At 37.6% G+C, this 747-nt stretch carries 1 pseudogene; it reads left to right on the forward strand.

Annotated features, from left to right (window positions below):
* Window positions 1-157 (forward strand): annotated as a pseudogene (locus ACFINS_RS10210) (YggS family pyridoxal phosphate-dependent enzyme); the annotation flags it as partial.
* Window positions 158-747 lie beyond the last annotated feature (590 nt).

Consider the following 747-nt stretch of genomic DNA (forward strand, 5'->3'; position numbering starts at 1 on the left):
CCCTGGTCCCTATTTTGCCCTGTTAGCAAAATTAGCAAAACAAGCGGACCTCCAAAAGCTCTCAATGGGTATGTCCAATGACTTTAAAACAGCTTTGCAATTTGGCTCGAATGTCCTTCGCATTGGCTCTGCTTTATTTGGAAAGCGCCCTGTGTAAAGCAATTTCCCTTAATATAAATTCATTCCCGTTGAAAACTCAAAAGCAACATAATATAAGCGAGAAAAAATATTCGCCTCAAAAAATCGCAACTCTAGCAGAAGCCCCCAGTCTCTCCTTCGCTCTATTAGAAAAATTAACAAAAATCTGGTCTTCCAAAGCGCTCACCGGCATGTCTCAAAAAAAATCCGCAGTACGTATAATGACTTAAAACAGCACTGCAATTTAGCTGTCATGTTCTCACGCATTGACTCTACTTTGCAAAACACTCTTTCTGTTTGCCTTTTCACCAAAACTACTACAAAAAAACAACCCAATCTATAAAAGAAAAATGATAAGAATAATAAAGGTGAAATACACATTGATGAAAAAATTGCCATAAATAAATAATGGCAAACAAAACATTTGACCCGGCTATTGCGATGTTTCCCATAAAAAAACCGCGAATTGTCTCAATTTCTCCAACACGTGTAAACAATTCCCCCACGTGCCAATGGTGTAAAACAGGCAAGAAGCAGTTTAAAAGATGGCTGTAAATATGACACCCCAATTCCAATAGTAAGCCGATTAACTAAATAAACACCTCAAAT

This window comes from Bartonella sp. AA2SXKL (assembly GCF_042197205.1).
GTDB lineage: Bacteria > Pseudomonadota > Alphaproteobacteria > Rhizobiales > Rhizobiaceae > Bartonella.